This is a genomic window from Mycobacterium noviomagense (assembly GCF_010731635.1).
GTDB lineage: Bacteria > Actinomycetota > Actinomycetes > Mycobacteriales > Mycobacteriaceae > Mycobacterium > Mycobacterium noviomagense.
This window is the reverse complement of sequence record NZ_AP022583.1, coordinates 4,757,005-4,779,798: the sequence shown is the minus strand read 5'-3', so window position 1 is coordinate 4,779,798 and position 22,794 is coordinate 4,757,005. Positions and strand designations below refer to the sequence as shown.

General features: G+C 66.5%; 12 protein-coding genes and 2 pseudogenes. 8 read left to right on the top strand and 6 right to left on the bottom strand.

The genetic code is table 11. From position 1 onward, the window contains the following. The first annotated feature begins 37 nt into the window (after positions 1–37). A complete protein-coding gene (locus tag G6N15_RS23900) occupies positions 38–211 on the top strand; it encodes an AMP-binding protein (RefSeq protein WP_232070311.1) in 174 nt (57 codons plus the stop codon). A gap of 46 nt (positions 212–257) precedes the next feature. Beyond that, positions 258–1,112: an AMP-binding protein gene (locus G6N15_RS23895; protein WP_163748235.1), complete on the top strand. Its 855-nt coding sequence runs from the start codon at positions 258–260 to the stop codon at positions 1,110–1,112. Positions 1,113–1,183: 71 nt separating this feature from the next. On the opposite strand, the gene G6N15_RS23890 is transcribed toward G6N15_RS23895, so the two are convergent. Then, positions 1,184–1,396 carry a hypothetical protein gene (locus G6N15_RS23890; RefSeq protein WP_408632419.1) on the bottom strand — a complete coding sequence of 71 codons (213 nt, stop codon included), beginning with the start codon at positions 1,394–1,396 and terminating at the stop codon, positions 1,184–1,186. 78 nt (positions 1,397–1,474) lie between these two features. Between G6N15_RS23890 and G6N15_RS23885 the strand changes: the two are divergent. The 3 genes and pseudogenes from G6N15_RS23885 to G6N15_RS23440 all read left to right on the top strand — a co-directional run. Further along, positions 1,475–4,235 (top strand): annotated as a pseudogene (locus G6N15_RS23885) (condensation domain-containing protein); the annotation flags it as partial. A 9-nt stretch (positions 4,236–4,244) separates the two neighbouring features. After that, positions 4,245–14,441: pseudogene (locus G6N15_RS23650) on the top strand (amino acid adenylation domain-containing protein); the annotation flags it as partial. Between the two features lie 18 nt (positions 14,442–14,459). Then, complete coding sequence (locus G6N15_RS23440) at positions 14,460–15,632, top strand: pyridoxal phosphate-dependent aminotransferase (RefSeq protein WP_264019276.1); 1,173 nt, start codon at positions 14,460–14,462, stop codon at positions 15,630–15,632. On the opposite strand, the gene G6N15_RS22615 is transcribed toward G6N15_RS23440, so the two are convergent. Both G6N15_RS22615 and G6N15_RS22610 read right to left on the bottom strand, forming a co-directional pair. Then, a complete protein-coding gene (locus G6N15_RS22615; RefSeq protein WP_163748231.1) occupies positions 15,633–16,889 on the bottom strand; it encodes a cytochrome P450 in 1,257 nt (418 codons plus the stop codon). It abuts the gene before it with no gap. 28 nt (positions 16,890–16,917) lie between these two features. Further along, positions 16,918–17,889, bottom strand: a complete 972-nt coding sequence (locus G6N15_RS22610) for an aldo/keto reductase (RefSeq protein WP_083090005.1) — start codon at positions 17,887–17,889, stop codon at positions 16,918–16,920. A 112-nt stretch (positions 17,890–18,001) separates the two neighbouring features. On the opposite strand from G6N15_RS22610, the gene G6N15_RS22605 reads away from it, so the two are divergent. From G6N15_RS22605 to G6N15_RS22595, 3 genes are all read left to right on the top strand, one after another. Continuing rightward, entirely contained in the window at positions 18,002–18,769 is a 768-nt protein-coding gene (locus tag G6N15_RS22605) for an SDR family oxidoreductase (protein WP_083090007.1), read from the top strand. Positions 18,770–18,832: 63 nt separating this feature from the next. Then, a complete protein-coding gene (locus tag G6N15_RS22600; protein ID WP_083090004.1) occupies positions 18,833–19,564 on the top strand; it encodes a DUF2652 domain-containing protein in 732 nt (243 codons plus the stop codon). 87 nt (positions 19,565–19,651) lie between these two features. Continuing rightward, entirely contained in the window at positions 19,652–20,104 is a 453-nt protein-coding gene (locus G6N15_RS22595) for an SRPBCC family protein (RefSeq protein ID WP_083090003.1), read from the top strand. Between the two features lie 216 nt (positions 20,105–20,320). On the opposite strand, the gene G6N15_RS22590 is transcribed toward G6N15_RS22595, so the two are convergent. From G6N15_RS22590 to G6N15_RS22580, 3 genes are all read right to left on the bottom strand, one after another. Beyond that, entirely contained in the window at positions 20,321–21,568 is a 1,248-nt protein-coding gene (locus G6N15_RS22590; RefSeq protein WP_163748228.1) for an HNH endonuclease signature motif containing protein, read from the bottom strand. Positions 21,569–21,700: 132 nt separating this feature from the next. Continuing rightward, positions 21,701–22,087, bottom strand: a complete 387-nt coding sequence (locus tag G6N15_RS22585; RefSeq protein WP_083089045.1) for a DUF2237 family protein — start codon at positions 22,085–22,087, stop codon at positions 21,701–21,703. A 41-nt stretch (positions 22,088–22,128) separates the two neighbouring features. Beyond that, entirely contained in the window at positions 22,129–22,728 is a 600-nt protein-coding gene (locus tag G6N15_RS22580) for a hypothetical protein (RefSeq protein WP_083089055.1), read from the bottom strand. Between the last annotated feature and the right edge of the window lie 66 nt (positions 22,729–22,794).

Below are 22,794 nucleotides of genomic sequence, written 5' to 3'. Positions count from 1 at the left end.
CCGTGAGCTTGATGAGGCGTCGAACCGGTTGGCGCACATGCTTGTTGGGCAGGGCGCGGGCTGGGGCAGTGTGGGGCTGTTGGTGTCGCGTTCGGTCGAGGCGGTCGTGGCGATGCTGGCGGTGCTCAAGAGCGGGGCGGCCTATGTGCCGATCGACCCTGTCTGCCGGCGGCCCGGCTGGGGTTTGTGCTGTCGGATGCCGCGCCGGTAGCGGTGATCACCAACGCTGAGTTGCCGGCCGGCTCGATGGGCACGAGGTGGCCGTCGTCGACATCGATGACCCGGCCATCGATGCGCAACCCGGTACGGCACTGCCGGCGCCGGGTGCGGAGGCGATCGCGTATGTGATCTACACCTCGGCACGACCGGGGTGCCCAAAGTGGCGGTCACCACGGCAATGTGACGCAGTTGTTGGGGTCGTTGGATGCGGGCCTGCCGGTGGCGGGGTGTGGTCGCAGTGTCATTCGTTGGCGTTTGACGTTTCGGTGTGGGAGATCTTTGGTGCGCTGCGCGGTGGCCGGGTGGTGGTGGTGCCCGATGCGGTGGTCGGTGCGCCAGATGAGTTGCACGCCTTGCTGGTTGACCAGCGTGTGGATGTGCTGACTCAGACGCCGTCGGCGGTGGCGATGTTGGCGGCTGAGGGTTTGGAGTCGACGGCGTTGGTGATGGCCGGTGAGGCCTGCCCGGCTGAGGTGGTGGATCGCTGGGCGGCGAATCGGGTGATGGTCAACGCCTATGGGCCGACCGAGACCACGATGTGTGTGGCGATCAGTGCACCGTTGACCCCCGGGTCGGGGACCCCGCCGATCGGTTCTCCGGTGGCCGGGGCGGCGTTGTTCGTGCTCGATGGGTGGTTGCGTGCGGTGCCCGCGGTGTGGTCGGTGAGTTGTATGTGGCCGGTGCCGGGGTGGCGTGCGGGTATGGGCCGCGCTGCGTTGACGGCGTCGCGGTTTGTGGCGTGTCCGTTCGGCGGTGCGGGAACACGGATGTATCGGACCGGGGATGTGGTGCGCTGGCGTGCCGATGGGCAGCTCGATTATTTGGGCCGTGCTGATGAGCAGGTCAAGATCCGCGGCTATCGCATCGAGCTCGGCGAAATCCAGCCGCCCTAGCGGCGTGCGAGGTGTGGCGCAGGCGGTGGTGATCGCCCGCGAAGACCGCCCGGCGACAAGCGCCTGATCGGCTACATCACCGGCGCCGCCGATCCGGCCGAGCTTCGCGCCGCGCTGGCCGAGCGGCTGCCGGCGCACATGGTGCCGGCCGCGGTGGTGGTGCTCGAGGCGTGGCCGTTGACCCCCAACGGCAAGCTCGACACCCGCGCCCTGCCGGCACCGGAATACCTCGCCGGCCGGTATCGCGCCCCCACCAACGCGGTCGAAGAAATGCTGGCCGGCATCTACGCCAAGTACTCGGAGTCGACCGCGTCGGCATCGACGACTCCTTCTTCGACCTCGGCGGCGACAGCATCTCAGCCATGCAAGTCGTGCGCGCGCGCGTGCTGCGGGTCTGGTATGTCGGCCGCGCGATGTGTTCGTCGAGCAGACCGTGGCTCGGTTGGCCCGGGTGGTCGAGACATCCGGCGCTGGTGGCCCGATCGACGAGGGTGGGCGAGGTGAGCGCCACCCCAATCATGTGCTGGCTGAACAGCATTGACGGTCCGGTCGACCAGTTCAACCAGACCGTGCTGGTGCAGGCCCCGGGAGGTACCCAGGCCGACGCGGTGGTGTTGTTGCAGGCGTTGCTGGATCGGCACGCCATGCTGCGCGCACGCGTGAACGACGACGGCGACGGGCGCTGGACCCTGACTGTGCAAGAGCCGGGGTCCGTCCAAGCCGCTAACTGCCTGCATACCGTCGATACGTTGTCCGACGAGGCGCTGATACGGGCGCGCTCGCGGCTCAACCCGGCCGCCGGGGTGATCCTCAGCGCGTTGTGGGTGGACTCGACACGCCAGCTGGCGTTGATCATTCACCACCTGGCCATCGACGCGGTGTCGTGGCAGATCGTGCTCGAGGACCTCAACCTTGCCTGGACTCAACACCGGGCCGGCCAGCCAGTGGCGTTGCCCGCGTGGGGAACGTCGTTTGCGCGGTGGGCAGAAGTGCTGAGCGAGCACTCGCACGCACCCGAGGTGGTGGAGCAGGCGGATGCTTGGAAGCGGGTGGCGGCAGCATCGACGACGTTGCCCGCGGTGCAGCCCGAATCAGACACCTATGAAAGCGCCGGCCATATGCCGGTTTCACTGGATACCGAAAATACCGGAATCCTTCTTGGTGAGGCGTCGGCGGCCTTCCACACCGGGGCGCACGAGATCTTGTTGATCGCATTGGGTTTGGCGGTCGCGCAGTTCGCTGGCGACGGCAGCGCGCCAATCGGCATCGACGTCGAAGGGCATGGCCGCCACGAGGAACTGAGACCCGACATCGACTTGTCGCGCACCGTGGGCTGGTTCACCACCAAATACCCAGTGGCATTGAGGATCGGCGCGCTGGACTGGACGAAGGTAACCGCCGGCGACGGCGAACTCGGGGCGCTGATCAAGAACGCCAAAGAGAAGCTTCGAGCCCTGCCACACCCGCTCACCTACGGTCTGCTGCGTTACCTGAACGCCGACATCAATCTCGCAGAGCCGGATCCGCCCATCGGTTTCAACTACCTGGGACGCCTAGGGTCTGCCGGCGACACGACCGGCCAGGGATGGCAGCTCTCCCAAGGAAGCGTTTCGGTGTCCAGTGTGGCCGCGGCGATACCAATGCCCTTGGCGCACACCGTCGAACTCAACGTCGGCACCGTCGACACCGAGGCGGGACCCCAGCTATACGGCGAGTGGACCTGGGCACCGTCGGCACTGGATGACGCCGCCGTCAGCGAACTCAGCCGCTTGTGGTTGCAGGCACTGACCGGTATCTGCGCGCATGTGCGCGCCGGTGGAGGCGGGCTGACACCCTCGGATATCGCACCGGCCCGGTTGAGCCAGCAGCAGATCGACGAACTGCAGCAGCAATACCAGGTCGCCGATGTCCTGCCGCTGACGCCGCTGCAACAGGGACTGCTCTTCCACGCCAACAGCGCTCAAGGCAGCGACGACGATCTATACGCGGTGCAAATCGATTTCACCGTGACAGGGCCCCTCGACGAGCATCGCCTGCGCGATGCGGTGCACGCAGTAGGCAACCGCCACCCACACCTGGTGGCCCGATTCTGCGACCGGTTCGACGAACCCGTGCAGATCATTCCCGCCGAACCCATCGTCCCATGGCGCTATGTCGAGCCCGACGGCGGCGACGTCGAAGACCAGGTCCGGCAGGTATGCGCCGACGAACGCGCCGCTGTCTGCGATCTGACCCATCAGCCGGCGTTTCGGGCGGCGTTGATCCGCACCGCCTCCGACCGCCACCGGTTCGTATTGACCAATCACCACATCGCGATGGATGGCTGGTCGATGCCGATCTTGCTGGGCGAGATATTCGCCGGCTATTACGGTCAGCAACTGCCCGCACCAGTCCCGTACCGCCGGTTTGTTACCTGGCTGGCCGCTCGTGACCATGATGCGGCACAAGCGGTTTGGCGCGAGGTGCTCGCCGGCTTCGAGACCCCGACACTGGTCGGTCCGCCGGATCGGCTAGGGCGGCGCCCGCGGCGTCGAATCGTTCCGGTGTCCCCGGCCATCACGCGGGCCGTTAACGAGTTGGCGCGCTCGTGCCACACCACCGTCAACATCGTTCTGCAGGCCGCGTGGGCACAGCTGCTGATGTGGCTGACCGGTCAGCACGACGTCGCCTTCGGCACGCCGGTTTCGGGCCGGCCACCCGACCTGGCAGGCGCGGACTCGATGGTGGGCCTTTTCATCAACACCGTGCCGGTGTGCGCGCATCACCGCGTCGACCACCACCGCAGACCTACTCGACCAGCTGCAAAACTCGAGCAACGACACGCTCGAGCATCAACACTTGGCGCTCAACGAGATTAACCGTGCCACCGGTCATGGGCAGTTGTTCGACACCGTATTCGCCTACGAGAACTATCCGATAGACACCGCTGCGTTGACGGGCGACCACAGCCTGGCTATCACCGAAATCCGCAGCCGCGAATACAACCACTACCCGCTGACAATGCAAGCCACGCCCGGAAAAGAACTGGGCTTCCGCTTCGAATACGACACCGATGTGTTCGACGCGGCGACCGTCCAGACACTCACCGAGCGGCTCCAGCGCATGTTGGTGGCGATGACCGACGATCCGACGCGAGCACTCTCGTCGCTGGATCTGCTCGATGAGTCTGAGCGGGCGCGTTTGGATGCGGTCGGTAACCGGGCGGTGTTGAGTGCACCGGCGGCCACGCCGGTGTCGGTTCCGGTGTTGTTTGGTGAGTGGGTGGTGGGTGCGCCGGGGGCGGTGGCGGTCAGCTCCGAGGGCTACTCGTTGACTTACCGTGAGCTTGATGAGGCGTCGAACCGGTTGGCGCACATGCTTGTTAGGCAGGGCGCGGGGCTGGGGCAGTGTGTGGGGCTGTTGGTGTCGCGTTCGGTCGAGGCGGTCGTGGCGATGCTGGCGGTGCTCAAGAGCGGGGCGGCCTATGTGCCGATCGACCCGGGTCTGCCGGCGGCCCGGCTGGGGTTTGTGCTGTCGGATGCCGCGCCGGTAGCGGTGATCACCAACGCTGAGTTGGCCGGCCGGCTCGATGGGCACGAGGTGGCCGTCGTCGACATCGATGACCCGGCCATCGATGCGCAACCCGGTACGGCACTGCCGGCGCCGGGTGCGGAGGCGATCGCGTATGTGATCTACACCTCGGGCACGACCGGGTGCCCAAGGGGTGGCGGTCACCACGGCAATGTGACGCAGTTGTTGGGGTCGTTGGATGCGGGCCTGCCGGTGGCGGGGTGTGGTCGCAGTGTCATTCGTTGGCGTTTGACGTTTCGGTGTGGGAGATCTTTGTGCGCTGCTGCGCGGTGGCCGGGTGGTGGTGGTGCCCGATGCGGTGGTCGGTGCGCCAGATGAGTTGCACGCCTTGCTGGTTGACCAGCGTGTGGATGTGCTGACTCAGACGCCGTCGGCGGTGGCGATGTTGGCGGCTGAGGGTTTGGAGTCGACGGCGTTGGTGATGGCCGGTGAGGCCTGCCCGGCTGAGGTGGTGGATCGCTGGGCGGCGAATCGGGTGATGGTCAACGCCTATGGGCCGACCGAGACCACGATGTGTGGCGATCAGTGCACCGTTGACCCCGGGTCGGGGACCCCGCCGATCGGTTCTCCGGTGGCCGGGGCGGCGTTGTTCGTGCTCGATGGGTGGTTGCGTGCGGTGCCCGCGGTGTGGTCGGTGAGTTGTATGTGGCCGGTGCCGGGGTGTGCGGGTATGCGGGCCGCGCTGCGTTGACGGCGTCGCGGTTTGTGGCGTGTCCGTTCGGCGGTGCGGGAACACGGATGTATCGGACCGGGGATGTGGTGCGCTGGCGTGCCGATGGGCAGCTCGATTATTTGGGCCGTGCTGATGAGCAGGTCAAGATCCGCGGCTATCGCATCGAGCTCGGCGAAATCCAGCCGCCCTAGCGGCGTGCGAGGGTGTGGCGCAGGCGGTGGTGATCGCCCGCGAAGACCGCCCCGGCGACAAGCGCCTGATCGGCTACATCACCGGCGCCGCCGATCCGGCCGAGCTTCGCGCCGCGCTGGCCGAGCGGCTGCCGGCGCACATGGTGCCGGCCGCGGTGGTGGTGCTCGAGGCGTGGCCGTTGACCCCCAACGGCAAGCTCGACACCCGCGCCCTGCCGGCACCGGAATACCTCGCCGGCCGGTATCGCGCCCCACCAACGCGGTCGAAGAAATGCTGGCCGGCATCTACGCCCAAGTACTCGGAGTCGACCGCGTCGGCATCGACGACTTCTTCGACCTCGGCGGCGACAGCATCTCAGCCATGCGTCTGGTCGCCGCAATCAACACCGGCCTGGATGCCGCCGTTTCGGTGCGCGCCGTGTTTGAGGCACCGACGGTGGCCCAGTTGGCGCCCCGGATCCGTAGCGGTGCCGGCCAGCTGGAGCCACTGACGCCGCGACCACGGCCGGCAGTGGTGCCATTGTCGTTCGCCCAGCAGCGGCTGTGGTTCATCGACCAATTGCAAGGCCCCTCACCGGTTTACAACATGTCCGCCGCGTTGCGGCTGCACGGCCACCTGGATGCCGACGCGCTGGGCCAAGCGCTGGCCGATGTGGTCGGTCGCCACGAGAGCCTGCGCACGACCTTTGCGGCGCCCGACGGGATACCCCGGCAGCTCGTGGTGCCCGCCGGACAAACCGACTTCGGCTGGCAGGTCATCGATGCCAGCGGGTGGCCGCCAAGCCGGCTGGATGAGGCCGTCAACGCGATGGTTGGCTACCGGTTCGAGCTGGAAGCCGAAATCCCCGTCCAGGCGAGGCTTTTCCGCTTAACCGATGACGAACACGTGCTGGTCGCTGTGGTGCACCACATCGCCGCCGACGGGTGGTCGATCACCCCGCTGCTGCGGGATCTGGGAGTGGCCTATAGCAGCCGGTGCGCACGACAGGCTCCCGGCTGGGCGCCGCTGGCAGTGCAGTACATCGACTACACCCTGTGGCAGCGCGAAATCCTCGGCGACCTGACGGATAACCAGGGCCCCATCGCCGAGCAGCTGGCCTATTGGGAAGACGCTCTGGTCGGGATGCCCGAGCGGCTGCAACTTCCCACCGATCGGCCCTACCCGCTGGTTGCCGACCAGCGCGGCGCCAGTGTCGCGGTCAACTGGCCGACCGCAGTGCAGCAGCAGGTTGCTCGCGTGGCCCGTCAACACAATGCGACCAGCTTCATGGTGATCCAGGCTGCGCTGGCCCTCCTGCTGTCCAAGCTCAGCGCCAGCAACGATGTGGCCGTTGGCTTCCCGATCGCCGGGCGCCGTGATCCGGCGCTCGACGAATTGGTCGGATTCTTCGTCAACACCCTGGTGCTGCGGGTCGACCTGGGCGGTGATCCCAGCTTCGACGAGCTGCTGGCCCAGACGCGTGCCCGCAGCCTGGCCGCCTACGAGCACCAAGACGTGCCCTTCGAGGTACTGGTGGAGCGGCTCAACCCACCCGAAGCCTGACCCATTCCCCGCTGGTTCAGGTCATGCTGGCGTGGCAGAACTTCCCCTGGCAGCACAATGATTCCGCCACGGGACTGGCCCTAGGCGGACTCGAGGCAACACCGGTACCGGTGGACACGCGCACCGCCCGCATGGACCTGACGTTTTCGCTGACCGAACGATGGACCGAGGCCGGTGAGCCCGCCGGAATCGGCGGGGCGGTCGAATTTCGCACCGACATGTTCGACGCGGCCAGCATCGAATCACTCCTCGATCGGTTCGAGCGGGTGGTGCTCACCATGACCGCCGATCCCACCCAACGGCTTTCGTCGATGGATCTGCTCGATCCCGCCGAGCGCATCCATCTCGACGAGCTCGGCAACCGCGCGACGCTGACGCGCCCTGAACCACCTGCGGTCTCAATTCCGGTGTTGTTCGCCGAGCGGGTGGCGAGCACCCCCGAAGCGGTGGCGATCCGCCACGACGGCCGCTCGATGACCTACCGGGAGCTCGACGAGGCCTCTAACCGGTTGGCGCACTTGCTCACTGACCAGGGTGCCGCTCCGGGACAGTGCACGGCATTGCTGCTGGAGCGCTCAGCGCAGGCGATCGTGGCGATGCTGGCGGTGCTGAAGACCGGGGCAGCGTACCTGGCCATCGATCCGGTGCTGCCGGCCGCGCGGATCGACTTCATGGTCACCGATGCCGCGCCCGTCGTCGCCATCACCACTGCCGGCCTGCGTGAGCGACTGGCCGCACACGACCTCGCGATCGTCGATGTCAACGATCCCGCGATCCAAAGCCAACCAAGCACGGCAATGGCCGCGGCCGCCCCCGATGACATCGCTTACGTCATCTACACCTCGGGCACCACCGGGGTGCCCAAGGGGGTAGCGGTCACCCACCACAGCATGGCGCATCTGGCTGAGTCGCTGCCAGCCCATCTGTCGGCGGAACAAGTGTGGACGCAATGTCATTCGTACGCTTTCGACTTCTCGGTCTGGGAGGTCTGGGCTGCGCTGCTCGGTGGCGGGCGGCTGGTGGTCGTGCCCGAGTCGGTGGCAGGTTCACCGGACGACTTCCACGACGTGCTGGTTGCCGAACAGGTCAGCGTGCTCACCCAGACGCCGTCCGCGGTGAAAGCGCTGTCACCCGACGGGCTGGGCCCGGTGGCCTTGCTGCTCGGTGGTGAGGCCTGCCCTGCCGAGCTGGTGGACCGGTGGGCGCCCGGGCGGGTAGTCGTCAACGCCTACGGCCCCACGGAAGCGACCGTGTACGCGTCGATGAGCGCGCCGTTGACACCCGGCTCGGGAGTGCCGCCGATCGGTTCGCCGGTGGCAGGGTCGGCGTTGTTCGTGCTGGACGGCTGGCTCCGGCCAGTACCGCCTGGAGTAATCGGCGAGTTGTACGTGGCCGGCCGCGGGGTGGCCTACGGCTATGTGCGCCGGTCCGGGCTGACCGGATCGCGGTTTGTGGCGTGTCCGTTCGGCGGTGCGGGAACACGGATGTATCGGACCGGGGATGTGGTGCGCTGGCGTGCCGATGGGCAGCTCGATTATTTGGGCCGTGCTGATGAGCAGGTCAAGATCCGCGGTTACCGCATCGAGCTCGGCGAAATCCAAGCCGCCCTAACCGGTTTGGACGGTGTCGAGCAGGCAGTGGTGATCGCCCGCGAAGACCGCCCGGTGACAAGCGCCTGGTCGGCTACATCACCGGCACCGCCGACCCGAACGCAATACGCACCAAGCTTGCCGACCGGCTGCCGCCCTACATGATCCCCGCCGCGGTGATGGCACTCGACAGTTTGCCGTTGACGGTCAACGGAAAACTCGACACCCGCGCTGCCGGCACCCGAATACTCCGCGGGCCGCTATCGGGCACCGACCAATGCGGTCGAAGAGATCCTAGCCGCCATCTACGCCGAGGTGCTCGGGCTCGAGCGCGTCGGCGTCGACGACTCCTTCTTCGACCTTGGCGGGGACAGCATTTCGTCGATGCAGGTGGTGGCACGTGCGCGTGCAGCCGGCCTGGCGTGTCGTCCGCGCGAGGTCTTTGTGGAGCAGACCGTGGCCCGGCTGGCCCGAGTGGCCGCGGTGGCGGACGGTGAGGCCGGCGTGGTCGACGAAGGTGTGGGCGAGGTACCTGCGACCCCAATCATGCGCTGGTTGAACAGCATTGACGGCCCGCTGGAGCAGTTCAACCAGACGATGCTGCTGCAAGCCCCCGCGGATGCCGGCGAGGCCGACGTGATGACGCTGTTGCAGGCCTTGCTGGATCGGCACGCCATGCTGCGGGCGCGCGCCGACGACGACGGAGCGGGCGGCTGGCTGTTGACAGTGCCCGAGCCGGGATCGGTCGATGCGCGTGCTTGCCTGCACGCCGTCGACATGTTGTCTGACGAGGCGCTGATACAGGCGCGGTCGCGGCTGAATCCGGTTGACGGGGCGATGCTCAGCGCGCTGTGGGTGCGCTCGACAAGCCAGCTGGCGTTGATCATTCACCACTTGGCCTTCGATGCGGTGTCGTGGCGGGTGTTGTTGGAAGACCTCAATACCGCCTGGGCCCAGCACCGGGCCGGTGAGCCCGTGGCGTTACCGGCGTGGGGGACGTCGTTCGCCCGCTGGGCCTCGCTTTTGACGGAGTATGCGCACCGCCCCGAAATCGTGGCGCAGGCCGAAGCCTGGAAGCAGGTTGCTGCGGCCTCGACCGCGCTGCCGGCCGGGCAACCCGAACTGGACACCTATGCAAGCGCCGGGCATTTGACGGTGTCGCTGGACGCCGAGACCACCCGGATCCTGCTCGACGAGGTGGCGGCGGCGTTTCACGCTGGGCTGCACGAGATCTTGTTGATCGGATTCGCTTTGGCCGTCGCCGAATTCGTGGGCAACGGCAGCGCGCCGATCGGCATCGACGTGGAGGGTCACGGCCGCCACGAAGAACTGGGCCCCGACATCGACTTGTCGCACACCGTGGGCTGGTTCACCATCAAACACCCGGTTGCTTTGACGGTCGGCCGGCTGAACTGGGCGCAGGTAGCGGGCGGCGAGGACGCACTGGGGGCGTTGGTCAAGGACGCCAAAGAACAGCTTCGCTGCCTGCCCGACGGTCTGACCTATGGCGTGCTGCGGTATTTGAACCCCGACGTGCATCTGTCGGTGTCCGATCCGGTGATCGGGTTCAACTACCTGGGACGGATGGGCGGCGCGGCCGCCGAGGCGGTTGGCGAAGGCTGGCGTATTTCCCAGGACAACGTGTCGGTAGCGGCGGCGGCCGCAGCGGTACCGATGCCGTTGGCGCACACCGTGGAACTCAACGCCGGGACCGTCGAGACCGAGGCCGGCACGCGACTGTATGCCGATTGGACGTGGGCGCAGTCGGTGCTCGACGAAGCGCAAATCAGCCGGTTGAGCCGGTCATGGTTCGCCGCCTTGGCCGGAATCTGCGCGCATGTGCGAGCCGGTGGCGGCGGGTTGACGCCGTCGGACATCGTCCCGGCCCGGCTCGGGCAACGCGAGATCGACCAATTGCAGCAGCAATACCAGATCGCCGATGTGTTGCCGCTGACCCCGCTGCAGCAGGGACTGCTCTATCACGCGGACAGCGCCCAGGGCAGCGACGACATCTACGCAGTGCAACTGGCGATCACGTTGAGCGGCCGGCTCGACCCACATCGCCTGCGCGATGCGCTGCACACCGTGATCGACCGGCACCCCAACCTGGTGGCCCGGTTCTGCGGCCAGTTCGAGGAACCGGTGCAGATCATTCCCCCCGAACCCTCGGTGCCGTGGCGCTATGTCGAGCTGGACGGCGTCGATGCCGAAGACCAGGTTCAGCAGATCTGCGCCGCTGAACGCGCCGCCGTCTGCGATTTGGCCCACCAGGCGGCATTTCGGGCTGCGTTGGTCCGCGTCGCGCGGGGCCGGCACCGGCTTGTCCTGACCAATCACCACATCGTGCTCGACGGCTGGTCGATGCCGATCCTGCTGGGAGAGATCTTCGCCGCTTATTACGGGCAGCAACTGCCCGCGGCCGTTCCGTACCGTCGCTTTGTTACCTGGCTGGCCGATCGCGACCTGGTTGCCGCGCAAGAGGTTTGGCGCAAGGTGCTGGCCGGCTTCGACACCCCGACATTGGTGGGCCCTCGAAATCGGTTGGCCCTCGGCGCCCGCGGCGCGGAGTCGTTCCGGGTGCCTGCCGCCACCACGAGCGCCGTCAGCGAGCTGGCCCGCTCGTGCCACACCACCGTCAACACCGTGCTGCAGGCCGCGTTCGCGCAGGTTCTGACGTGGCTGACCGGTCAGCATGATGTCGCGTTCGGGACGGCGGTCTCAGACCGGCCGGCAGAGGTGGTCGGCGCGGAGTCCATGGTCGGTCTGTTGATCAACACGGTGCCGGTGCGGGCGCGCATCACAGCGACAACCACCACCGCAGAACTGCTGGCCCAGCTGCAAAGCACCAACAACGACACACTCGAGCATCAGCACTTGGCGCTCAACGAGATTCACCGCATCAGCGGCCACGGGCAACTGTTCGACACTCTTTTCGCCTACGAAAACTACCCGCTGGACACCGCCGGGCTGGCCAGTGCCGACGAGCTGGCCGTCACCGAGTTCGCCGTCCGCGAATACAACCACTACCCGCTGACCGTGCAAGCCACGCCAGGGCACGAACTCAGCATTCGTCTCGAGTACGACACCGACGTGTTCGACGCGGTACGCATCGACTCCCTCACCCAGCGGATGCAGCGGGTGTTGGTGGCGATGACTGCGGATCCGACGCAGGCATTGTCATCTGTCGATCTGCTCGACGACAGCGAGCGGGCCCAGTTGGGTGTACTGGGTAACTGGGCCGCCTTGACGGAGCCCGCCGCGGCGTTGTCGGTTGTGGTGTTGTTCGGCGCGCAGGTGGGGCGTACCCCGGATGCGGTGGCGGTCGGGTGGCGGGGCCGCTCGATGACCTATCGGCAGCTTGATGAGGCGTCGAATCGGTTGGCGCATCAGCTCGTTGCCCGCGGCGCGGGGCCGGGAGATTCTGTGGCGCTGCTGTTTGCGCGCTCAGTGGAAGCGGTGGTGTCGATCCTGGCGGTGCTCAAGACCGGGGCGGCCTATGTGCCGGTCGATCCGGTGTTGCCCGCCGAGCGGATCGGGTTCGTGCTCTCCGATGCTGCGCCGATCGCCGCACTGACCACCGCTGCGTTGGCCGATCGGGTGAACGGGCATGGCTTGCCGGTCATCACAGTCGATGACCCTGCTGTTGACAGCCAGCCCAGCACGGCGTTGTCGGTGCCCGACCCCGACGGCATCGCGCACATCATCTACACGTCGGGCACCACGGGCGTGCCCAGGAGTGGCAATCAGTCACCGCAACCTGGCGCATCTCGTCAACTCGTTGACGGCTGGGCTACCGCCGGAACAGGTGTGGACCCAGTGTCATTCGTACGCGTTCGATTTCTCGGTGTGGGAGATATGGGGTGCGCTACTGCATGGTGGGCGGCTCGTCGTGGTGCCCGAGGAGGTGACCGGCCCCGCAGGAGTTCCACGAGGCGCTGGTCGCCGAACAGGTCAGCGTGTTGACCCAGACCCCGTCGGCGGTGGCGGCACTCTCGGCGCAGGGGTTGGGCTCGGTCGCGTTGCTCGTCGGTGGTGAGGCCTGTCCAGCTGAAGTGGTGGATCGGTGGGCGCCGGGACGGGTGATGGTCAACGCCTACGGGCCAACGGAAATCACGGTGTATGCGGCGATGAGCGCACCATTGACCGCTGGCTCGGGGCCGGTGCCGATTGGGTCGCCGGTGACCGGGTCGGCGTTGTTTGTGCTCGATGCCTGGTTGCATCCGGTGCCGCCCGGGGTGGTCGGGGAGTTGTACGTCGCCGGCGCCGGGGTGGCGTACGGCTATGTGGGCCGGTCCAGTTTGACGGGGTCGCGGTTTGTGGCCTGCCCCTTCGCCGGGGCCGGAGCGCCCGGAACACGGATGTATCGGACCGGGGACCTGGTGTGCTGGCGCGCCGATGGGCAGCTCGATTATGTCGGCCGCGCCGACGAGCAGGTCAAGATTCGTGGCTACCGCATCGAACTGTCCGAGGTCCAGGCGGCACTGGCAAGCATCGACGATGTGGAACAGGCGGCGGTGATCGCCCGCGAGGATCGCCCCGGCGACAAGCGGCTGGTCGGCTACATCACCGGGTCGGCCGACCCGACGGGCATCCGCCGAAAGCTCGCTGATCGGCTCCCGGAGTACATGATCCCGGCCGCGGTGGTGGCCCTCGACGCATTGCAGTTGACGCCCAACGGCAAACTCGATACCCGCGCCCTGCCCCACCGGAATACAGCGGGAGTATCGCGCCCCGACCAACGCCGTCGAAGAGATGTTGGCGGGCATCTACGCCGAAACGCTGGGCGTGGAACGCGTCGGCATCGACGACTCCTTCTTCGACCTGGGCGGCGACAGCATTTCAGCCATGCGCCTGATCGCCGCCACCAACACCGCACTGGGTACCAGTGTTTCGGTGCCCACCGTGTTCGAGGCGCCCACGGTCAGGAGTTTGGCTCAGCGGCTGCAAACAGATATCGCCTCCGGGCCAGAAGTCGCTCCGGTTCAGACTCTGAAGAGCGGCACCGGCGTTCCTCTGTTCTGTATTCACCCGGCGGCCGGCGTAAGTTGGCCCTACCGGGCTCTCGGCACTCACCTGGACTGCCCGATCATCGGAATTCAGCAAGCCCCGCAGCCCAATGAGCCTGAACCTCAGTCGATTCGGGAGATGGCGAAAAACTACGCCGACCGAATCGAGGAGACTTATCCGACCGGGCCGTATCACCTGCTCGGCTGGTCGTTCGGCGGTGTTGTCGCCCATGAAGTCGCCGTCGAGCTGCAGCGTCGCGGACACTTGAGCACACGCCTTGTCCTTCTCGATGCTCAACCCGCTCTCGACAGCAGCGTCAGCACGTCAAACCAGGCTTTAGACGAGACGCACCTGTTGGAAGAAGTCTTGCGGTTCTACGACGTCAGCATTCCCGAACAGGATGAGCCGCTCACGTACGAACAGGTCGAAGAACTCCTTCGCGGGCGAGAAGCCGTCGACCTTCGTCACTACAAGCGGCTTCTGAAGCTGCTTGTGCACAACCTCAATACAAATGTCGCGCTGTATCGAGCCCATGAACCCCGGGTTTTCGGCGGCAACCTCACGATAGTTGCGGCCGTACGGGATTTGAGCGACCGCAGTTCGTCTCTGCTGAACAGTTGGCGGCCATATGTCGGCGGCAACATCACCGTGCACCCGATCGACTGCACGCACCAAGAACTGCTGACGGCCGAATCGGCCGGAATGTACGGCAAGCAACTTCAACAGTCGTTGGTGCCCGCGGTCGTTGACGGCGAGCGCCCGGCCACCGGGGCGGTGTCGCGACTGCAACGGTATGCAGCCCCGGTGTTCAACGACATGTCGGCGCTGGCCGCGCGTGTCGGCGCGATCGATCTCGGCATCGGATATCCCGACGAGGACGGGCCGCCCGCAATGCTGAAGGCCGCCCAAGAGGCGATCGCCGGGGGTCGCAACCAGTACCCACCCGGGATGGGCATCGCGGCGCTGCGGCAGGCCATCGCTGCCCAGCGGAAGCGGCACTTCGGCATCGAATACGACCCGGACACTGAGGTATTGGTGACGGTCGGGGCCACCGAGGCCATCGCGTCGGCAGTGCTAGGCCTGGTCGAGCCGGGCTCGGAGGTACTGATGGTCGAGCCGTTCTACGACTCGTACTCGCCGGTGGTGGCGATGGCCGGTGCGCGGCGCGTGCTCGTGCAGCTGGTGCCCGACGGGCGCGGCTTCGCCCTCGACGTCGACGCGATGCGGCGCGCGGTGACACCGCGAACCAGGGCGTTGATCGTCAACTCACCGCATAACCCCACGGGCATGGTGCTGACCGCGGACGAAGTCGAGGCCATTGCACAGATCGCAGTGGACGCCGACCTGTTGGTCATCAGCGACGAGGTCTATGAGCACCTGGCGTACTCGCCCCAGCATCGCCACTTGCCGCTGGCCGGCGTCGACGGCATGGCCGAGCGCACGGTCACCGTCTCGAGCGCGTCGAAGGCGTTCAACTGCACCGGGTGGAGAATAGGATGGGCCTGCGGCCCAGCCAGACTCATCGGCGGATTGAGGGCCGCCAAACAGCACCTGAGCTACGTCGGCAGCGCGCCGTTTGAGCCCGCGGTGGCGTTGGCATTGAACACGGGCGACGACTGGGTCGGTATGCGCCGAAAGCTACTGCGGGCCAGACGGGACCGGCTGACGACAGCCTTGACCGAGATCGGCTTCGACGTGCACCACAGCGCCGGCACCTACTTCCTGTGTGCGGACCCGCGTCCGTTGGGTTACGACGACAGCACGGCCTTCTGCGCGGCGATGTCGGACAAGGTGGGCGTGGTTGCGATGCCGATGTCGGATTACTGCGACCCGGCAGCCGAACATGCCGCGGCGTGGAATCACCTGGTGCGCTTTAATTTCGCGAAGCGCGACGACACACTCGACGAGGCAATCAGGCGACTTGCAGCGCTCCGCAACGGGCACTAGCTACTGCCGGGCGGGCGCGACGGTCACTTCGGCGACCTCTTGGCCGTGCAGGAAGTTCGAGTGCCGGAGGTCCTCGCGGCCGGTCACAGCGATCGAAGCGACGTTGCGCGTCAAAACCATTAGCAGACAGCGTAATTCGAGGCGGGCCAACACCGCGCCGACGCAGTAGTGCGGACCGCCGCCGAAGGACAGATGTGGGTTGGGTTGGCGGTCCAGCACGAAATGCTCCCCGTCGGGGAAGACCGCTTCGTCACGGTTGGCGGACGGTATCCACAGCACGACTCGGTCGCCTGAGCGAATCTGGGCGTCGCCCAGGGATATCTCGGCGGTGGCGGTCCGCAGCACGTGGCCCGGGGGTGACGTCCACCGCAGGATCTCTTCCACAGCGGAGTTGAGGAGCTCCGGATGCTCGCGCAGCCGCTGCCAGCAATCGGGATCCTGGGCGAAAGCCACCATCGCGCCCGATACCGCGAGTGGAGTCGTTTCCAGCCCGCCGGTGAGCATGCCGTCGCAGTTGAGCAAGATCTCGTCGTCGGTGAGCGTGCGGCCGTCAACGGTTGTCTGCGAGAGCGCGGTGACGAAGTCGTCCTGTGGACGAGCCCGACGCTGTGCAAGCAGCTCGTCGAGGTACATGAATAGTTCCCCGTGGGCTTCGGCGGCGTCCTGCGCAACGTTGGTGGCGTAGGCGGCGTCGATCAGTCTGCCCAGTTTCGCCCAGTCCGCCTGCGGTATTCCCAGCACTCGTGCCAGCACTTGGCGGGCTACTACGGCGCCGAGATCTTTGACGGCGTCAAACGAGCCACCGCCGGCAATCAGCTCGCCAAGCAGGTGCTCGATGTCGTCCTCGATGGCGGAATGCATTCGGTCAATTGCCGAACTCGACAGCCACGCCGAGTGCGCGGCGCGCAATCTGCGATGACTGGCACCGTCGGTCACGACCAGCATCCTTCCCGAAGCCAATGCAACCGCCCGGGCATTGGCGCCCAGACGCATGCCCGAGCCCGACGCGAACTGCCGAGGGTTTTGCAGCACTTCGCGTGCCAGGCCGTGGCTGGTAACCGACCAGAACCCGCCGTAGGCGGCCGATTCCGTCCACGCAACCGGATGCTCGCGGCGCCGCCGCCACATGTCAAATCGATTGGGCGCGGCGTGAAAAGCAGGATCGGCCGGGTCGGTAGCTGTTGCGTCAGGCGCCCAAACCGGCGACCGCCCGTTCAACCGGCCGGACGGGTAGTCGGACACACCTTGCTGATTCACCCGAACGCCCTCTACTCAAACGGTCTGATCAGCGACGCAACACCCTCTCGTGGACCATATCGGTAAGGAATCGCCTGGCCGGGACTGGTCGGAACGCACGCGCCGCGTCGGTGAGCGCGTCGCGGGCCGCGGCGCTCAGCTCGATATCGGCGGCGGCCACGTTGAACTCGAGTTGCTCGACGCTGGACGCCCCCGGAATGGCCACGACGCCCGGCAGGCTGATCAGCCAGGCCAGCGCCACCTGTGCCGGCTTCGCGTCGACCTCGGCGCCGACGTCGCGCAACGTCTGCAGCAGCGGCTCGATGCGACGCAGGTTTTCCGTGCCGAAAAGCGGGTTGACGGCGCGGACGCCACCGGGCCGGTTCTCGACGCCGTACTTGCCGCCCAGCAGGCCCTGCGCCAATGGGCTGTAGGCGATCACGATGCGGTTCTCGCGCTGCGCGAACGGGACCAGGTCGTCGAGCGCCTGGGGATGGGCGAGCGAGAAATGCACCTGGTTGCTGATGACCGGACGCCCGAGCGCGGCGTCGGCCTTCTGCCAACGTGACAGCGAATAGTTCGACACGCCAGCCGCGCCGATGACGCCGCTGTCCAGCAGTTCGCGCATCCCGGGCATGATCACCGAATCGGGGACTACCGGGTTGGGCTGGTGGACCTGGTAGAGCGGGATGCGATCGAGCCGCAGCCGCCGCGCACTGGCGCGGGCACGTTGCTTGACCACGGGAGGAAACGGCGCGACCGGCATGATCTTGCTGGCCACCGCAACGTCGGCGCGCTTGTCACCGAGTGCTTCGCCGAGGATCCGTTCGCTTTTCCCGAGTCCGTAGATCTCGGCGGTATCGAACAGCGTCACCCCCAAGGCGAGGGCGCGCTGAACGATGTCACGGGCCGCGCCGGAGGCATAACTGTCCCCGTAGCCCCATTCGAACGATCCGAACTGCCACGTGCCCAGCCCGATCCGGCTGACTTTCCCGACTCCGTCGACGTCCAGGTATTTCATATGCCCCACCGTACTGACATGGCCAGCACGCCCGACGCGAATGTCCACCCGACGGCCGATACGCTGTGCCTGCAGCGGCTCGTTACAGGAGAGGGCGGAAATGTCACGGACGGTGGTGATCGGCGCCTCGAGCGGGCTCGGGCGCTGCATCGGGGTCGGGCTTGCGCAGCGAGGTGATCAGGTCGCGCTTCTCGCCCGGCGCCGAGAGCGCATCGAAGCGGCGGCGAAAGATGCCGGACACGGCGCTCTCGCCATCGAATGCGACGTCACCGACGAGGCGTCGTGCCGGTCGGCGGTCACCGCGGCCGCCGATGCGCTCGGCGGCATCGACAACCTCGTCTACACGCCCGCCATCGGGCCGCTCGTCCGCATGGTCGATACCGACGCCGAAACCTGGCGGCGCATCTTCGACACCAACGTCATAGGCGCGGCGCTGGCCACTGCCGCGGCCGTGCCGCACTTGACGGCCTCGGCAGGCAAGGCGGTCTATCTTTCTTCTGACGCAGGCAGTTTCGGGCCGCCGTGGCCGGGCCTGGGCGCATATGGCGTCAGCAAGGCAGCGCTGGAGCGACTCGTCGAGGCATGGCGGGCCGAGCACCCCGACATCGGCTTCACCTGCCTCATCGTCGGGGAATGCCCCGGCGGCGAGGGTGACGGCCAAACGGGAATGAGCAGCGGCTGGGATCTCGAGTTGGCCAAACAGGCGTACCCGCTTTGGTTGTCGCGCGGCTGCATGCCCGGCAAGTTGATGCCCGTCGAGGACCTCATCGACGTTGTGCATACGATCTTGCGCACCGATGCTTCGACGTCGATGCCGCTCGTGGTTGCCCGAGGCGCACCGGCCAGCCCGGCGGCGTTTCTGGATTCCGGTCAGGCGTAGCCGCGGGCAATCGACCGGTTTCCGCAGCAACAACGCCGATCGGGCCAGTACACTGCGGAATCCATGGCCATCCGGCGCGCCGTACTCCTCATTGCCGACATCGGCGGCTACACGCGCTACATGCATTGGAATCGGATGCATTTAGCCCATGCACAGCTGACTGTGGCAGCGCTGCTTGAAGCGGTCATCGACGCCGCCAAAGGCCTCAAGCTGGCGAAGCTGGAAGGCGACGCAGCGTTCTTCTGGGCACCGGACGGCGACGCCAAAGTGCTTGTCTGCGACGGGCTCTCTCCGATGCGCCAGGCGTTCCTTACATGTCGCGAGGTGATGAAAAAAGACGATGCCTGTGACTGCGCCAGCTGCGCACAGCTGGACAACCTGTCACTCAAGTTCGTCGCCCACGAGGGCGAGGTGGCAGAGCAACGGGTGAAGCGCCGCGCCGAGCTCGCCGGCATCGACGTCATCCTGGTGCACCGCATGCTGAAAAACCAAGTACCGGTACCGGAATACGTGCTGATGACCGACCCGGTGGCGCAATGCCTCGACGAGTCGGTGCGCCAGCTCTGCAAGCCGCTGATTCACCACTTCCCGGACATCGGCCAAACGCCGACCCACTACATCGACCTGGCCACGTCCGAGATTCCACCGACTGTGCCTGAGCGCAGCACATCTGCCCGGCTGGCAGCCAAGCTCAAGTTCGAGTTGAGTGCACTGCCGTTCGTACTGGGCATCAAGAAACCCGCCGCGGGCTTCCGCAACCTGGGCCGTGGCAGCACCGAAATGACGCCGGCATGAAATGGCCTTCGGCGTCGCCTGCCTGCGCGGGTAGGTGGGTTTAGGATGTCCCTTGGAAGCGGGGGCTATTGCGAGGCAGGAGATTTCATGGTCGAGCTTCACGTCGAGCGCACGATTGCCGCATCCCCAGAACAGGTCTTCGACTGGCTGGCCGACCCACGCAGTTTGACTGCTGCGCCGCTGGTTCTCAAGGCCGGTTGGGCGCAGGGCGTGTCAGGGCCGGCCGTCGGCGCGCTGCGGGAGGTGCACGGAGTCGGCACCTGGTTCCGCGAAGAGATCACGGCCTTCGATCGGCCGCGTAGCTACGCGTATCTGATCGTCCGCTCATTTCCCCCGTTCAATCACGAGGGCGGCACATTGACGTTCACCCCGTCGGGCGATGGGACCCACGTCGACTGGCGAAGCAACTACACCCATCCGGGCCGCGCGGGAGGCGCATTGCTGGAGGCAATCACGCGTCGGTTGCTGCGCTCGAGCTTCCTGGCGATCCTGGCCGCCTGCGCCAAGGCGCTTGAGAGCCAACAGCGATCTCAGCAGTGATACCGGTAGACGAGCGGGCTCATCTGAAACCATTCCGCCCCAACACGGTTGGCTTTGCGGACCAACCGACCGCGTTGGGTGATGGAAGTCGCGCACGTGCCCACGCAAGGAAATAGGCTTATCGGCTGGAATGCTCCGCTCGACGTGAATTTCTCTATGCCTCGAATTTTTAGGGCTTCATTGCATTGCCGGTAATGACGGGCTCCGGTAGCCAACCTAGTTGTTTGTTGGTGGTGGCTGCGGCTGAAAGGGGTCATACCACCACCAGTCGGCGCGCTCGCCGGTGGGCCCGGGGCACGGCGGGACGGCGGGCGGGGGAAGGTTCGGCGCACGCGCGAGCGATCCGGCGCTGAGCCGTCGACCGGAACTGTCAGTGACGATGAGAACGTCGGCGGTTCCGGCGATGGTGATCACACCCCGGTGGTGCAACCGATGGTGATACGGGCATACCAACACCAGGTTGACCAACTCGGTGGCACCGCCGTCTTCCCAGTGCCGAATGTGGTGTGCGTGCAGACCGCGGGTGGCCCCACAGCCGGGAACCGCGCATGTGGGATGGCGGTGCTCGAGCGCGCGGCGAAGCCGCCGGTTGATCACCCGCGTCGCTCGGCCGGCGCCGATGACCTCGCCGTCACGTTCGAACCAGACTTCACAGGTGGCATCACAGGTCAGGTATCGGCGTGCGGCGTCGGACAGCAGCGGACCCAGATGCAGCACCGCTGCCCGCTGCGCAACGTCGACGTGCACCACCACCGTGGTGTGATGCCCGTGTGGGCGGCGGGCCGCCTCAGCGTCCCATCCAGCATCAACCAGGCGCATAAACGCCTCGACGGTGGTAGGCAACGGCGGACAATTCTCTGCTGTGCGCTCGCGAGTGCCGTGATCGCGCTTCCACTCGGCCACTAGCGCATCAAGGTGAGACGCCAGGGCGGAGTCGAACTTCGCCGCCTCGTCGTGAGGAAGTGTGATCCGCCAACAAGTGGACTGCTCGCCGTAGGTCTTGGTGATCGAGCGCTGCGGTTCCGGCTGAGGATCGGGTTCGGGTCGCGGTTCCAACCGCACCGCGGTGCGCAACTGGTTGACCGTGGCGACCGCCGCCAGCCGCGCGTAATGCTCATCGGAACCCTCGCCCGCCCCTGCGGCGATGACGCCGAGCTGATCCAGCGATAGCCGGCCCTCAGCCATGCCCGCCGCGCAGCGCGGAAACTCCGCCAGCCGGCGCGCCACGGTGGCGATCGTGTGCGCATTTGCCGATGACAAGCCCAGCTTCCAGGCCACCAACGCCGCCACCGACCGCGCACCCGTGGCACCGCAGAGCTCGTCGCGGTCCATCTCGGCGACGATCTCCACAATGCGCCCATCAATTGCATTGCGCTGACCGGCCAACTCCGCCAACTCCTCGAACAACGCCTCAAGACGCTCGGCAGGGCTCAGCGCCGCGGCAGGCGATGCGGTCGAGGACATGTCGTCATCATTGCAGTGGGGTATGACAAGTTGCGGCTCCCGATTCGCGCCAGGGTGGTCTCGCTAGCGCGCACGTGCCCACCTGGGGCATAAGTGAGCTGGATGTAGCGGTTCCCCTTGACCGGGTTACCTTTACAGGTCGCCCAGATCGTCGGGCACGTCGACGGCGTGCTCACGCAGCGCCTCGAGTTCCAACACATCGAGGGTCCGCTCATGGGTGGAGGCCAACACCACCGGGGCAGCGCAGCCGTCGTGGTAGGCCCGCAACCAGTTCCTCGCGGTGACGCACCAACGGTCCCCCGGGGTCAGGCCGGGGAACATGTACACCGGCCTCGGCGTCACCAGATCGTTGCCGATCGAGCGCTGGTGGCGCAGGAACTCGGCGGTCACGACGGCGCAGATGGTGTGCAGTCCGAGGTCTTCCGGGCCGGTCGAGCAGCAGCCGTCTCGGTAGAAGCCGGTGAGTGGGTCCGTGCCGCACGGTTCCAGCGGCCCGCCCAGCACGTTGCGATCAGGCATCGGCCCCAGTATCTCCCTGGCGGTGCGGCTGTCGGGATCCGTCAGGCGGGAAGCCCGTTTTTGATCGCGGCGGCTTGTCTTTGCCCGACGTCGTTGATGAAATCCGGCGGCGCCGGCACGCCGGCGGGGCCGTCGAACTGGAGGGTGACCAGCGCCCTGCCCTGGGTGAACAGCAACACCGTCACGCCCTTGGATTTATCTGGCGTGTCCCCCGAGATCGTCACGCCGTTGGTGCCGATGTTCGCCGGGACAGGCTTTCCGGTGATGCCAGCGGGCGGTGCGGCCTTCGCCGCGTTGAGCGCGTTCGCCGCGGCCGTGGGATCCGGCAGGACCTCGATGGTGTCGTGGATGACGTGGCTGCTGTCGTCATCGCTGAATGTCGTTGCCGCGCCTGGCTTTCCATTCGGGTTCTCGATCGGGGGGCTGCCTTTGAACGTCACCGGCGCTTTGATGTCGGCAGCGCTGATCAGCAGCCGGGCGTAACCGGTCGGTTGCGCTGTGGTCGTGCTATGGCTGGTGGTGGTGCTCGAAGCGGTTGGACTCGCCGGGTTCGACGTCGAATGCTTGGCGCAGCCGGCCGAGGCTGCCACCAGCACGGCCGTCGCGGTAATCCCTGCCATCGCGGTCAAGGAAGTCCTCATCGCCGGGCCCTCCTGTTCAGCGACATCGCCGCGCACCGCGACGCCGAGCAACTATAACCGGATCGC